This window comes from Hylemonella gracilis str. Niagara R (assembly GCF_000600295.1).
In the GTDB taxonomy this organism is placed as follows: Bacteria; Pseudomonadota; Gammaproteobacteria; order Burkholderiales; family Burkholderiaceae_C; genus Hylemonella; species Hylemonella gracilis_A.
On record NZ_JEMG01000001.1, the window covers coordinates 1,295,140 to 1,308,326 of the forward strand.

Annotated in this window: 11 protein-coding genes and 1 tRNA gene; 6 read left to right on the plus strand and 6 right to left on the minus strand. The window is 65.0% G+C overall.

The features are described from left to right. Nucleotide 1: 1 nt before the first annotated feature. On the minus strand, nucleotides 2-910 hold the full coding sequence (locus tag AZ34_RS05935) for a LysR substrate-binding domain-containing protein (RefSeq protein ID WP_035605891.1): 909 nt from the start codon (nucleotides 908-910) through the stop codon (nucleotides 2-4). 120 nt (nucleotides 911-1,030) lie between these two features. Here AZ34_RS05935 and AZ34_RS05940 point away from each other — a divergent pair, with 120 nt between their 5' ends. The 4 genes from AZ34_RS05940 to AZ34_RS05955 all read left to right on the plus strand — a co-directional run bounded on the left by AZ34_RS05940 (nucleotide 1,031) and on the right by AZ34_RS05955 (nucleotide 4,748). Further along, complete coding sequence (locus AZ34_RS05940; RefSeq protein ID WP_035605894.1) at nucleotides 1,031-2,377, plus strand: acyclic terpene utilization AtuA family protein; 1,347 nt, start codon at nucleotides 1,031-1,033, stop codon at nucleotides 2,375-2,377. Beyond that, nucleotides 2,374-2,745: a hypothetical protein gene (locus tag AZ34_RS05945; RefSeq protein ID WP_035605898.1), complete on the plus strand. Its 372-nt coding sequence runs from the start codon at nucleotides 2,374-2,376 to the stop codon at nucleotides 2,743-2,745. The genes AZ34_RS05940 and AZ34_RS05945 overlap by 4 nt, the downstream gene beginning before the upstream one ends. A gap of 43 nt (nucleotides 2,746-2,788) precedes the next feature. After that, nucleotides 2,789-3,763, plus strand: a complete 975-nt coding sequence (locus AZ34_RS05950; RefSeq protein ID WP_419670227.1) for a Bug family tripartite tricarboxylate transporter substrate binding protein — start codon at nucleotides 2,789-2,791, stop codon at nucleotides 3,761-3,763. Between the two features lie 145 nt (nucleotides 3,764-3,908). Further along, a complete protein-coding gene (locus tag AZ34_RS05955; protein ID WP_155831731.1) occupies nucleotides 3,909-4,748 on the plus strand; it encodes a hypothetical protein in 840 nt (279 codons plus the stop codon). Nucleotides 4,749-4,942: 194 nt separating this feature from the next. Here the strand turns inward: AZ34_RS05955 and AZ34_RS05960 are convergent. The 5 genes from AZ34_RS05960 to AZ34_RS05980 all read right to left on the minus strand — a co-directional run bounded on the left by AZ34_RS05960 (nucleotide 4,943) and on the right by AZ34_RS05980 (nucleotide 10,907). Then, nucleotides 4,943-5,018 (minus strand) — tRNA-Thr (locus AZ34_RS05960). Between the two features lie 72 nt (nucleotides 5,019-5,090). Then, nucleotides 5,091-6,107: a class 1 fructose-bisphosphatase gene (locus AZ34_RS05965; RefSeq protein ID WP_035605906.1), complete on the minus strand. Its 1,017-nt coding sequence runs from the start codon at nucleotides 6,105-6,107 to the stop codon at nucleotides 5,091-5,093. A gap of 14 nt (nucleotides 6,108-6,121) precedes the next feature. Then, entirely contained in the window at nucleotides 6,122-8,776 is a 2,655-nt protein-coding gene (pepN, locus tag AZ34_RS05970) for an aminopeptidase N (RefSeq protein ID WP_035605909.1), read from the minus strand. 4 nt (nucleotides 8,777-8,780) lie between these two features. Then, a protein-coding gene (gene prfB, locus AZ34_RS18235; protein WP_155831732.1) for a peptide chain release factor 2 occupies nucleotides 8,781-9,885 on the minus strand; the annotation gives its coding sequence in 2 pieces (ribosomal slippage) (nucleotides 8,781-9,803 and nucleotides 9,805-9,885; 1,104 coding nt in all). Between the two features lie 83 nt (nucleotides 9,886-9,968). Next, nucleotides 9,969-10,907, minus strand: a complete 939-nt coding sequence (locus AZ34_RS05980) for an alpha/beta fold hydrolase (protein WP_035611028.1) — start codon at nucleotides 10,905-10,907, stop codon at nucleotides 9,969-9,971. Nucleotides 10,908-11,037: 130 nt separating this feature from the next. Between AZ34_RS05980 and AZ34_RS05985 the strand changes: the two genes are divergently transcribed. Then, complete coding sequence (locus AZ34_RS05985; protein ID WP_035605913.1) at nucleotides 11,038-12,114, plus strand: aldo/keto reductase; 1,077 nt, start codon at nucleotides 11,038-11,040, stop codon at nucleotides 12,112-12,114. A 14-nt stretch (nucleotides 12,115-12,128) separates the two neighbouring features. Continuing rightward, a complete protein-coding gene (gene ybaK, locus AZ34_RS05990) occupies nucleotides 12,129-12,620 on the plus strand; it encodes a Cys-tRNA(Pro) deacylase (protein WP_035605915.1) in 492 nt (163 codons plus the stop codon). The last annotated feature ends 567 nt before the right edge of the window (nucleotides 12,621-13,187 follow it).

Genomic DNA, 13,187 nt, shown 5'->3' on the forward strand with positions numbered 1-13,187 from the left:
CTCAGGCTTGCCGCGCTGATTTTTCTTCCCGCGGTTTGTGCGTCATGACCCAGTCGTACAGACCCTGCGCGGCGGGTGAGAGGCCACGATCGCGGCGCCGCACCAGGTAGATCTGGCGTGTCAGACCCGGCCAGCGCAGGGCACGGATCTCCAGCCCAGGGGATCGGAATTGGTAGAGCGTGAGCGTCGGGACGATGCTGACGCCGAGGCCGGAGCGCACCATGCCCGCGACCGTGGCCAGTTGTTCGACTTCCAGCACCGCACGCAGCGGCTGCGGGTGTGTTGCTGCGTCCAGGTACTGGCGCACGCTGGACGTGCGGGACAGGTGGATGAAGGGCCAAGCTGCCACATCACGCGGGCGTGGATTGCGCAACTGGGCCAGCGGATGGCCGGCTGGGCAGACGAGATGGAAGCCGTCGCCGCAGAACTTCTCGGCACGCAACTCCGGCGTTTCTGCGCGCGTGGCCGCGAGCGCGAAGTCAAAGCGCCCGCCGCGCACGAGTTCGATGCAGGGTTCGGACAGCACATCGGCCACTTCGATCTCGATACCCGGGTAGGCGGCATGAAAACCCGCCAGCACCTGCGGCAACCAGTCCGCGGCCAGGGAGGGCAGCAGCGCGATCGAGACCCGCCCGCGTTCCCGCGCGGCCCGCTCGCGCATGCCGGAAACCAGGGCATCGAGTTCGGCAAGTACGCGGCGGGCAGCGTGCTCGAACTCCACGCCATCTTGGCTCAGCGCGACATGGCGCGTGCTGCGGTCGAAGAGGCGCACGCCCAGGGTCTCCTCCAGTTGCTGCACCAGGGCGCTGAAAGCCGGTTGTGAGAGATGGCAGGCCGCGGCGGCGCGCGTGAAGTTGCGTTCGGTGGCCAGGGCCATGAAGGCGCGCAGGTCGCGGGATGAGATATTCATCTGAATGGTGGATGAATTGATTTGAATATTCGATTTCACGGATGACAGCGTAGCGCCTAGAGTCCTCCTCCGACAAGCACCCAGAGTTCCGCCCTTGCCGGGCAGTGGTGGCGAGGAGACATGAACCAACCCCTGTTGCGCATCGGCTGCGCCGCCGGCTTTTCCGGCGACCGCGTGGACGCGGCGGCCCCCGTCGTGGAGGCGCTGATCGCCAGCGGCGGCCCGTCCGTGCTGATCTTCGAGACCCTGGCCGAACGCACGCTCGCGCTGGCGCAACTGGCACGCCGCGGCAATCCGGACGGGGGTTACGAGCCTCTGCTCGACGAATTGCTGCGGCCCGTGCTGGCGCGCTGCCTGGGTGCCAACGTGCGCATCGTCAGCAACTTTGGCGCGGCCAACCCGGTCGGCGCCGCCCGGCGCATCCATGCCCTGGCGCATGAGCTGGGCCTGCCGCCGCCGCGCATCGCCGTGGTGGAGGGCGACGATCTGAGTCCGGCCAACCGCCGCTCACTGTGGGCGGATTCGGCCACCGGCCTGCAGGTGGTCTCGGCCAATGCCTACCTTGGCGCCGAGGCCATCGCCGACGCCTTGCTGGAGGGCGCGCAGATCGTGGTCTGTGGCCGTGTCGCGGACCCTTCGCTCACCGTCGGGCCTGCCCTGGCCCACTACGGCTGGCGGCGCGACGATTGGGATCGCCTGGCCCGCGCGACCATGGCGGGCCATCTGCTGGAATGCGGCGCCCAGGTCAGCGGGGGGTATTACGCCGACCCCGGTTTCAAGGATGTGCCCGGTCTGGCGAATCTGGGTTACCCGATCGCCGAGATCGACGCCGAGGGCCATTGCACCCTCACCAAGCCGCCCGGCACGGGCGGGCGCATCGACGAACACACGGTCAAGGAACAACTGCTCTACGAGGTGCACGACCCGCAGGCCTACCTGACGCCCGACGTGGTGGCCGACCTGAGCGAGGCCGAGGTCACGCAGCTTGCAACCGACCGTGTGCGGTTGACGGGCGTGCGCGGCCACCCCCGGCCTGCCACCTTGAAAGTCAATATCTGCCACGAGACCGGCTGGCTGGCCGAGGGCGAGATTTCCTACGCTGGCGCCCGGGCTGAGGCGCGCGCGCGGCTGGCCGCGCAGGTGCTGCGCGAGCGCCTGCAGGGCCTGGGGCCGTTGCGCGTGGACCTGATTGGCGTGAGCAGCATCTTCGGCGACGACGCCGGCCGCTGGCTGGACACGCAGGCCCCAGGCGACGCGCGGGACGTGCGCCTGCGGGTGGCCCTGCGCCATGCCGACAAGGGCAGCGCCGAGCGCCTGGCGCGCGAAGTCACGGCGCTCTACACCTGCGGTCCGGCTGGCGGGGGGGGCGTGCGCACGGCCTTGCGGCCTCGCCTGGGCACGGTGTCCTGCCTGGTGCCGCGCGAGAGCGTGCCGGCCTCACACCGCTTCATTGAGGAGGCCGCATGAGCGCGCCCACGATCCACGTGCCCTTGCACCGCCTGGCCCATGGCCGCACCGGCGACAAGGGCGACCGTTCCAACATCAGCGTGATCGCTTGGCACCCGGTGTTCTGGCCGCTGTTGGTCGAACAAGTCACGGAAGAAGTCGTGGCCCGCCAGTTCGCGCACCGTCGTCCGGCCTCGGTGCGGCGCCATCTGTTGCCGCGCCTGCAGGCGATGAACTTCGTGATCGACCAGGTGCTGGACGGCGGTGTCAACGATGCGCTCAACCTGGACAGCCATGGCAAGGCGCTGTCCTACCTGCTGTTGGATCTGGTGGTCGAGGTGCCGGTGGAACACGCCGCTCACCTGGTCGGTCCGGCAAGGGATGACTGATTGTGTTTTCTTTCACCACAACCCTGAGGAGACTTTGATGAACATGTCCCGTTGGACCCGACAACTCGCCTTGGTGGCGGCTACCACGCTGCTGGGCCTTGGCCTGGGCCAAGCCCATGCGCAGAGCTACCCGAACAAACCCATCACCTTCGTGGTGCCCTTTGCCGCAGGCAGCGCGACCGACCTGTTGGCGCGCGCGCTGGGCAAATCCATCACCGAACAGACTGGCCAGGCGGTGGTGGTCGAGAACAAGGCCGGCGCCAGCGGCATGCCGGCGGCGTCTGGCGTGGCGCGCGCCACGGCCGATGGCTACACCGTGCTGATCACGACCAACACCACGCATGCGGCCAACGAGCACCTCTACAAGAAACTGCCCTACGACCCCGTCAAGGACTTCGTGCCCCTGACCGGTCTGGGCAAGGGTGGGCAGGTGCTGGTGGTCAACGCCAATTCGCCCTACCAGAACCTGGGCGATCTGCTGGCCGCGGCGCGCCAATCGCCGGGCAAGCTGACCTTCGGCAGCGGCAGCTCCTCCAGCCGCGTGGCCGGGGAAATGCTCAAGCAGATGGCGGGCATCGACCTGCTGCACATCCCCTACAAGAGCAACCCGCTGGCCATCACCGATCTGCTGAGCGGCATGATCGACCTGATGATCACCGATGCCTCCACCGGCGTGCCCCAGGTCAAGGCCGGCAAGTTGCGCGCCCTGGGTTATTCGACGCCGACCCGCAGTGCCATGCTGCCTGACGTGCCCACCATCGCAGAGGCCGGCGTCAAGGGCTACGACATGGGCTATTGGTTCGCGGCCTATGCGCCCGCCGGCACGCCCGCGCCCGTGGTGTCCAAGCTCAACCAGTTGCTGGTGACCGCGGTCAAGAGCGCATCGACCCAAGCCTTCTTTGAGTCCAGCGGCAGTGTGGCCTGGACTACCACCCCCGCCGAACTCGCGCGCTTCCAGGCGGCAGAGACCGGCAAATGGGGCAAGGTCATCAAGGCAGCGGGGATCACGGCCGAGTAAGCCGGATGCATTGATCAGGACCAAGAAAAAGCCCGTCATCCGCGAGGATGGCGGGCTTTTGATTTGTTGATGCACTCAAGTTTCAGCGCAAGGTGCCGATCTCCGATGACGAAACCTGATAACAGGCTCATACAGGGGGACGAAAATGAGCGTGAGTACAAGTATTGCTGCATTCAGCAGCGCAGTGAAAGATTGGGCTTCGGAACTGCGGGCGACGCAGGCCAGGGCCGCCAGCAGCAAGGTGACCGTAGCGGAAACCGAGACCACACCCGATGGGCTCTCACTGGAGCAACTGGTCGAGGATAAGCGCAGCGCCATCCTGAAGATCAACCTCGAGCAAGTGCCGGAAGTGACATATTCCAAGGCGACCATCAAGGCTTTGGTCTATACCGGACCTCGCAACGCAGAAGAAGAGGCCGTCTACAAGCAAAAGAGACTTGAACTCGAGGAATTGACGAGTACGACGGGCGATGCGTGGGAAGCCTTCAAGGTGAAGAATGGCTTCGTCAACACGGATTTTGGCTTCACGCTGGCCCAGGATGGTTCCGTCGTCATTACCGATGGCAAGAACACCAAACTGACGTGGATGCAAAGGGACAGCATCAAAACACTCGCCAATCAGTCCAAGGAGTTTTCTGACAACGCTCGGGACTTGGCGAAATCCATCATCGAGTACGTCGGGATGAGTGACAACACGAGTGGTCGCGCCGGATTGGGGAGATTTCATCTGGATGTCGAGAACTTCAGTCAGATGATCGATCTGGGTCGGCAATTCAATACGGAAGCGGCCTTCAGCATTGCGATTGCAATGAACAATAGCGATCCCAGCCGACCCAAAATGCTCGTCGTTCCTACGTGGCGCTGGGAGACTCAATTGCGAGCAGCGGGTGAAAACCGCTACGAGATGGGGACGGACGCCGCTGCGCAACGAGGGTCCGTATGGGATGGGAAATTCGTTCCATTCACCGGATGGAAGACAGTTTGATGTCGTGGGTGGAGTGGGAAATGAAAAAGTCGGCGTTTGCCGACTTTTTCATTTTCATAGCGCCGTCTGTGCTTGTACTTCGCATACCCATGGATACCGGCAAACTTTGATGAGCACAAACGGAATGCGAGAGGCCGTTTTTCCGGGGGAAAAGGAAAAGCCCGGAAGCGCTTGGACGCTTCCGGGCTTGAACCTGGTGCCGGAGAAAGGAATCGAACCCTCGACCTTCTCATTACGAATGAGCTGCTCTACCAACTGAGCTACACCGGCGAAGCCCTGGATTATAGGATATTTGCTGCGGCGTTCAGGGACTGCCTCGGGGTGGGAACGGTGGCCTCGGCCTCAGGCCTGGTGGTAAGTCGTCACGCGCTCCACCTCGTTCTTGCTGCCGAGGATGACGCTCACACGCTCGTGCAGCTTCTTGGGTTGAATGTCCAGGATGCGCTGGCGGCCGTTGGTGGCTGCGCCACCGGCCTGCTCGACCAGCCAGCTCATGGGGTTGGCCTCGTACATCAGGCGCAGCTTGCCGGGTTTGTCCGGCTCGCGCTTGTCCCAGGGGTACATGAAGACGCCGCCGCGCGTGAGGATGCGGTGCACGTCGGCCACCATGCTGGCGATCCAGCGCATGTTGAAGTCCTTGCCGCGTGGACCTTCCTTGCCTTGCAGGCATTCGTCGATGTAGCGTTTCACCGGGGCGTCCCAGTGGCGCATGTTCGACATATTGATGGCGAATTCCTTCGTGTCTTCGGGGATGCGCACGTTTTCCTGCGTGAGCACGAAGGAGCCCTGCTCGCGGTCCAGCGTGAACATGGCCACGCCGTCACCCACGGTCAGCACCAGCGTGGTTTGAGGACCGTACACGCAGTAGCCGGCCGCGACCTGCTGCTTACCGGCCTGCAGAAAGTCGGCTTCGGTGACGGGTTCGATCTTGTTCGGGTCATCGTGGTGCTTCTTGAGCACGCTGAAGATGGTGCCGATGCTGACGTTCACGTCGATGTTGCTGCTGCCGTCCAGCGGGTCGAACAGCAGCAGGTACTCGCCTTGCGGGTAGCGGTTGGGCACGGCGTAGATGCTGTCCATCTCCTCGCTGGCCATGGCGGCCAGGTGGCCGCCCCATTCATTGGCCTCGATCAGCACCTCGTTGGCGATGATGTCCAGCTTCTTCTGCACCTCGCCCTGCACGTTCTCGCTGTCGGCGCTGCCCAGCACGCCGCCCAGAGCGCCCTTGTTGACGGCGTGGCTGATGCTCTTGCAGGCGCGCGCCACCACCTCGAGCAGCAGGCGCAGCTCGGACGGGATATGGCCGTGGACGCGCTGTTGCTCGACGAGGTATCGGCTGAGGGAAATCTTCTGACTCATGGTTCGGTTCTCGTTCATTCTTCGGCCAGCGCACGCGTGACCACCTCGCGCACATCGTTGCTCAGGTCCGGCTTGGCGGCGACACGGGCGATGGCCTCGCGGGCGGCGTGGCGGTAGGGCTCGGCCAGCTTCTTCCAGCGGTCCAGCGCGCGCGCAAGGCGGGCGGCGACCTGTGGGTTGAGGGCGTCGAGTTCCAGCACGCGCTCGCTCCAGTACACATAACCGGCCGCGTCGGCGCGGTGGAAGGCGCCGGGGTTGGCGCTGCAGTAGCTGAAGATCAGGCTGCGCGCACGGTTGGGGTTCTTGAGCGTGAAGTCCGGGTGCTTCATGAGCTGCTTGACGGCGGGCAGCACGTCGCCGCTGCGGTCGGACGCGCCGGCTTGCAACGCGAACCATTTGTCCAACACCAGGGCCTCGTTCTTGAACAGGGTGTGGAAGCGCTGTAGGGCGTCGCGCGCCAGCGTGTGACCGCTCTGCACCAGGGCGGCCAGGGCGTTGAAGCGGTCTGTCATATTGCCCGCGTCCTTGAAGCGCTGGTAGGTCTTGCCGGGCCAGACCACGTCGCCGGTCTCGCGCGCGGCCAGGCAGAGCATGGCCAGCGACAAGCCCGCCAGCGCGCGCCGGCCGGATGACAGGGCATCGGGCCGGTAGGCGCCCGTGTCTTGGTGCTGTTCGTAGGCCCAGGCCCAGTCCTCGCGCAACTCCAGCGCGAGCTGGCCACGCATGGCCTCGCGCACAGCGTGCACGCGCTGCGGGTCCACCACGTCCAACTGCTCGGCGATGTAGGTCTCCGAGGGCAGGGTGAGGACGAGTTCCTTGAAGGCGGCGTCGAGCTGCGGGTGGCGCAGCACGGCGCCCATCGCGTCCAGGTAGGCCGCGTCCAGCGGTCGTTCGACGGTGCCGCTCTCGATGGCAGCCAGGGCGCGTTTGAGAGCCAGGCGCTGGCCGGCTTCCCAGCGGTTGAAGGGGTCGCTGTCGTGCGCCAGCAGGGTCAGCAACTCGGCATCGCTGTAGTCGTAGCGCAGCACCACGGGCGCGCTGAAGCCGCGCAGCAGCGAGGGCACGGGCTCGGACACCACGCCTTCGAACACCACCTCGGTCTGCGTCTCGCTGAGCACGACCGTGCGGGCGCTGTCGGGGATTTCACGACCATCGGCGTACAGCAGGCCCAGGGCGACGGGGATCACGAACGGCAGTTTCTCGGCCTGGCCTGGCGTGGGCGGGCAGCTCTGCGTGAGCGTCAGCGTGTAGCGCTGCGCCGTCGCGTCGTAGCGGCCGTGCGCCGCGACCTGGGGCGTGCCCGCCTGGCTGTACCAGCGCTTGAACTGCGGCAGCAGGCGCGCGAGTTCAGAGCCGGGGTTGGCGTCGGCGATGGCCTGGGCGAAGTCGTCGCAGGTCACGGCCTGGCCGTCATGGCGCTGGAAGTACAGCGCCATACCCTTGGCGAAACCCTCGCGACTCGTCAGCGTCTGCTGCATGCGCACGACTTCCGAGCCTTTTTCGTACACCGTGACCGTGTAGAAATTGTTGATCTCGATGTAGCTGTCGGGGCGCACCGGGTGGGCCATGGGGCCCGCGTCTTCCGGGAACTGGGCGGTGCGCAGCACGCGCACGTCCTCGATGCGCTTGACGGCGCGGGCGCTGGCCTCGCCCGCCAGGTCCATGCTGAATTCCTGGTCGCGGAAGACGGTCAGGCCTTCCTTGAGCGAGAGCTGGAACCAGTCGCGGCAGGTCACGCGGTTGCCGGTCCAGTTGTGAAAGTACTCGTGACCCACCACGCTCTCGATGTTGGCGTAGTCGACGTCGGTGGCCGTGGCTTGGCTGGCCAGCACGAACTTGGTGTTGAAGATGTTGAGGCCCTTGTTCTCCATCGCGCCCATGTTGAAGTCGCTGGTGGCGACGATCATGAAGCGGTCCAGGTCCAGCGGCAGCTGGAAGCGTGCCTCGTCCCAGGCGATGGAGGCCATCAGCGAGTTCATCGCGTGCTCGGTCTTGTCCAAGTCGCCAGGGCGCACATAGACCTGCAGCAAGTGTTCGCGGCCGTTGCGGGCCTTGATGCGCTGTTCACGCGCGACCAGCTGGCCCGCCACCAGGGCGAAGAGGTAGCAGGGCTTCTTGTGCGGATCGACCCACTTGGCGTAGTGGCGGCCGCCTTCCAGCTCGCCTTGCTCGACCAGGTTGCCGTTGGACAGCAGCACGGGGTATTTCTTCTTGTCCGCGCGCAGGGTGACCGTGTAGCTGGCCATCACGTCCGGACGGTCGAGGAAGTAGGTGATGCGGCGAAAGCCCTCAGCTTCGCACTGCGTGAAGAAGGTGCCCTGGCTCACGTACAGGCCCATGAGCTTGCTGTTCTTCTCGGGCGTGCAGGTGGTGAAAATTTCCAGGTCGAAGGCGTCTGTGCCCGTGGGCAGGTTTTCCAGCACGAGCTGGTCACCTTCGGTCTTGAAGCTCGTTCCCTGGCCATTCACCAAGACGCGGGCGAGGTTCAGTTCCTCGCCGTCGAGCTTCAGGGCCTGCGCGGCAACCTCGGGGTTGCGACGCAGGCGCATCTTGTTGAGCACACGGGTCTTGGCCGGGTCCAGGTCGAAGGTCAGCTCGACGCTGTCGATCCAGAAGGCGGGGGCCGTGTAGTCCTCGCGCCGGATGACGGTGGTTTGTCCTTCACGCATGATTTCAGACTCCCTGCTTCAGTGAAGCTTCGATGAATGGGTCGAGATCACCGTCCAGAACCTTCTGGGTGGCCGAGGTCTCGTAGTTGGTGCGCAGGTCCTTGATGCGGCTCTGGTCCAGCACGTAGCTGCGGATCTGGTGGCCCCAGCCCACGTCGGTCTTGGTGTCCTCGAGCTTCTGCTGTTCGGCCATGCGCTTCTTCATCTCATGGTCGTACAGGCGGCTGCGCAGACGGCGCCAGGCCACGTCGCGGTTGCTGTGCTGGCTGCGCCCGTCCTGGCACTGCACCACGATGCCGGTGGGGATGTGCGTCAGGCGCACGGCCGAGTCGGTCTTGTTGATGTGCTGGCCGCCCGCGCCGCTGGCGCGGAAGGTGTCGGTGCGGACATCGGCCGGGTTGATTTCGATCTCGATGGTGTCGTCAATCTCCGGGTAGACGAAGATGGACGCAAAGCTGGTGTGGCGCCCCCCCGAACTGTCGAAGGGCGACTTGCGCACCAGGCGGTGCACGCCGGTTTCGGTGCGCAGCAGGCCGAAGGCGTAGTCGCCTTCGATCTTGATGGTCGCGCTCTTGATGCCGGCGGTGTCACCCGGGGTTTCGTCTTCCACCGTGGCCTTGAAGCCCTTGCGCTCGGCGTACTTGAGGTACTGGCGCAGCAGCATGCTGGCCCAGTCGCAGGCCTCGGTGCCGCCCGCGCCCGCCTGGATGTCCAGGAAGGCGGGCAGGGGGTCTGCCGGGTTGTTGAACATGCGGCGGAATTCGAGTTTCTCGACGATCTCCGCGAGCTTGCCCGCCTCGGCCTGGATGGTGCGCAGGCCCGCCTCGTCACCGTCTTCCTTGCTCATTTCAAAGAGCTCGGAGTTGTCGGCCAGTTCGCTGGTGAGACGGTTGAGCGTGACGACCACCTCGTCCAGCGACTTTTTCTCCTTGCCGAGTTCCTGCGCCTTCTTGGGGTCGTTCCAGACCGTGGGGTCTTCCAGGGACGCGTTGACCGTCCTCAGTCGTTCAGCCTTGGCATCGTAGTCAAAGATACCCCCGAAGTTCAACCGTGCGCTGGCTGAGGTCGGCCAGTTGAGCGCCGATGGCGTTGATCTGTTCTGCGTCCATGGTGGGCAATCCTGTCGTGTTCTGAGGCGGTCCGGGAGGAGTGGGCGCGCCATTCCATGCCATGCGCCCGTGAACCGGGTATTTTAGTTGGACAGGAAGTCCTCGATCAGGGCCGCCAATTGCGCGGGCTGGTCATGGTGCAACATGTGCGCCGCGTCTTGAATGACTTCGCGCCGCAACCCTGGCACAGCTTGCAGCCGTTCGTGGAATTCCGCCAGGCTATAGCGTCCTTGCCACCACTGTTCCATCTGCGTGTCGGAGGCTTCGACGACGAGCACAGGGGCTGTGATGGCGGCATAGGCGGCTCGCACCTCGTCCACGCGGTAGAGCTGGGCGTTGACGATCTTGTGCGCCGCGTCACCCAGGATTTCCCAGGCTCCCTGGTTCGGCCCCTGCGTGATCGGCCGAGCCCATTGCCGTGCCAGCCATTGCGCCTTGTCCTCAGGCAGACGCGGGTTGGTCTTCATGAGGCGGCGGGCCACCCCATCGGCATCGGCGTAGGTCTTGAGCGCCATGTCGCCGCGATGAAATTGCTTGAGTTCGTCCATCCAGGTCGCGTGACGCGCGGGGGCTTGCTCGGGCCGGGTCGCCGGCAGGCCAAAGCCTTCAAGGTTGATCAGACGGCGGATACGCTCGGGTCGAGCCCCCGCGTACAGCATGACCACATTGCCGCCCATGCTGTGGCCGAGGAGGTCCACGGGTTGGCCGGGGGCAATCTGGTCGAGCAGGAAATCCAGGTCGGCTAGGTAGTCGGGAAACCAATAGTGGTCTTGCGACGGGCCTTCGGTCAGGCCGAAGCCGCGCCAGTCCGCCGCGATGATGGGGCGGCCCTGCACAAAGGCCTCGCCGAAGGCGTCAACCACGAACTGGAAGGATGCGGCCACGTCCATCCAGCCATGCATCAACACCAGGGGAGGCTGGGCGGCGGCCTGCAGGGAATCGGGTCCCCAACGCAGCACGTGGTAGTTCAGGGTGCGGACGGGAACGTGGCCGCTGCGGGCGATGCGACGAGGCTGGTACATGGCACCGATCATACGAAGGCCGCAGGGCCGGCTCAGTCAATGGCGTGACTTCGGCGTGGCCCCAGGGCAGGTCGTAAACTCGCCGGGCATTCCTACGAACCCGAGAAAGAAACACACCATGACCCCTGCGATGAACCTCGTCCCGCTAGGCACCAGCGACCTGCGCGTCACGCCCATCTGTCTGGGCACGATGACCTTTGGCGAGCAGGTGAACGAGGCGGACGCGCACGCCATCCTGGACCGTTCCCTGGAGCGGGGCGTGAATTTCCTCGACACCGCCGAGATGTACTCGGTGCCCGCGCGGGCCGAGACCTTCAATGCGACCGAGAAGATCATCGGCAACTGGCTGACCAAGCGCCCCGATGCCCGCAAGAAGATGGTGCTGGCGACCAAGGTGGCCGGGCCTTCGCGTGGCATGCCCTGGGTGCGCAATGGCTCCACGAACCTGACCCCGGAGGACATCATTGCGGCGTGCGAAGGCAGCTTGAAGCGCATGAAGACGGACGTGATCGACCTCTACCAGATCCACTGGCCGGTGCGCCACGTGCCGGCTTTCGGTGCCATGTACTTCGACGTGGAGAAGTCCAGGAAGGAAGACGCGGCGCTCACGCCCATCCTCGCCCAGCTGGAGGCCATGGACAAGCTCGTGAAAGCCGGCAAGGTCCGCGCCATCGGCCTGTCGAACGAAACGCCCTACGGTGTGCATGAGTTCGTGCGCCTGGCCGAACAGCACGGACTGCCGCGCGTGGCGACGGTGCAGAACCCGTATTGCCTGAGCAACCGCACGGTCGAGAATGGCCTGGATGAAACGCTGCACCGTCTGAACGTGGGCCTGTTGGCCTATTCGCCGCTGGGTTTTGGCGCCTTGACGGGCAAGTACGACGCGAGTGGTTTCATCGGCCCGGGTGCGCCCGAGGAGGCTCGCCTGACCAAGTTCGAGTCATCGCGCAAGCAGCGCTGGGGACGCCCTGAGGCGCTGGAGGCCGCTCGCCGTTACAACGCACTGGCGCGTGCGCACGGTCTGACGCCCACGCGTTTGGCGCTGGCCTTCTGCTACACCAAGTGGCAGGTGGCGAGCACCATCATCGGCGTGACCTCGGTGGCGCAGTTGGACGAGGATCTGGACGCCTGGGGCACGACGCTGTCGCCCGAGTTGTTGCAGGCGATCGACCATATCCGCAAGGAGATCCGCGATCCGGCGGTGTGAGTGGACGTTTTTTCATGGCGAAGAAAGAGCATGTTTCGGAAACGCCCGCCACGGCCTTGTTGAAGGCGCGGGGGGTGGCGTTCACCGAGCACCTGTATGACTACGTGGAGCACGGCGGCACGGCGGAATCGTCGCGGCAGCTCGGGTTCCCGGAGCACGAGGTCGTGAAGACCCTGGTCATGCAGGACCAGGACGCGAAGCCATTGATTGTGTTGATGCATGGCGACCGCAAGGTGTCCACCAAGAACTTGGCGCGGCAGATCGGCGCCAAGTCGGTCGAACCCTGCAAGCCCGAGGTGGCGAACCGGCACAGCGGTTACTTGGTGGGTGGCACCTCGCCTTTCGGCACGAAGCGGGAGATGCCGGTCTACATCGAGGAGAGCATCTTGGCCTTGCCGAAGATCGCCATCAACGGCGGGCGGCGGGGGTATCTGGTGGGGATTGCGCCGTCGGTGTGCCTTGAATTGCTGAATGCCAAAGTGGTGAATTGCGCGATTGGGGATTGACGTTTTAGGTCGGGTGCTTGAGTGAGTGGCGGGCGCGTGAACCGGGCCGGCCGCCAGCGCGCTCATACGGGGATGGTCGGCTGCGCCGACTTCGCCTTGCCCAAAGGGCGAAAAGCCGCTCCGGCATAACTCACTGCGCGCTCTGCGAGCGCTCCGTTCAGACAAGATGCCGGAAATCAGATCACAAAGCGCGCCGACTTCGGCGCGCAGCGGCTTTTCGCCCTTTGGGCAAGGCCATCCCCGAAATCGCGCCCCGGCGGCCGGCCCGGCTCACGCTTTCTGCCAGGGGGAGTTCCTACAACTGCGTGCCTGCGTTCTTGCCGTGCGCGAGCTGGGCTGTGTGCCGTGGTGCGATTTCGGGGGCGGCATCGTCAGGGTGGTGCACGCCGTGGCGCGCTGAAGTCAGCGCGCTTTGTGATCTGATTTCCGGCAACTGTCTGAGCGTAGCGCTCGTAGAGCGCGCAGCGAGTTATGCCGGACAGGCGTGTGCCACCCTGGCGATGCGAAGTCGGCAAAGCCGACCGCTCCCGTATGAGCGCCTCGGCACACAGCCCAGCTCGCGCACAG

Bases quoted from the DNA above. Each gene is read 5' to 3' on its own strand.
- AZ34_RS05935 (WP_035605891.1), bottom strand. From the start codon at position 910: ATGAATATCTCATCCCGCGACCTGCGCGCCTTCATGGCCCTGGCCACC.
- AZ34_RS05940 (WP_035605894.1), top strand. From the start codon at position 1,031: ATGAACCAACCCCTGTTGCGCATCGGCTGCGCCGCCGGCTTTTCCGGC.
- AZ34_RS05945 (WP_035605898.1), top strand. From the start codon at position 2,374: ATGAGCGCGCCCACGATCCACGTGCCCTTGCACCGCCTGGCCCATGGC.
- AZ34_RS05950 (WP_419670227.1), top strand. From the start codon at position 2,789: ATGTCCCGTTGGACCCGACAACTCGCCTTGGTGGCGGCTACCACGCTG.
- AZ34_RS05955 (WP_155831731.1), top strand. From the start codon at position 3,909: ATGAGCGTGAGTACAAGTATTGCTGCATTCAGCAGCGCAGTGAAAGAT.
- AZ34_RS05965 (WP_035605906.1), bottom strand. From the start codon at position 6,107: ATGAGTCAGAAGATTTCCCTCAGCCGATACCTCGTCGAGCAACAGCGC.
- pepN (WP_035605909.1), bottom strand. From the start codon at position 8,776: ATGCGTGAAGGACAAACCACCGTCATCCGGCGCGAGGACTACACGGCC.
- AZ34_RS05980 (WP_035611028.1), bottom strand. From the start codon at position 10,907: ATGTACCAGCCTCGTCGCATCGCCCGCAGCGGCCACGTTCCCGTCCGC.
- AZ34_RS05985 (WP_035605913.1), top strand. From the start codon at position 11,038: ATGAACCTCGTCCCGCTAGGCACCAGCGACCTGCGCGTCACGCCCATC.
- ybaK (WP_035605915.1), top strand. From the start codon at position 12,129: ATGGCGAAGAAAGAGCATGTTTCGGAAACGCCCGCCACGGCCTTGTTG.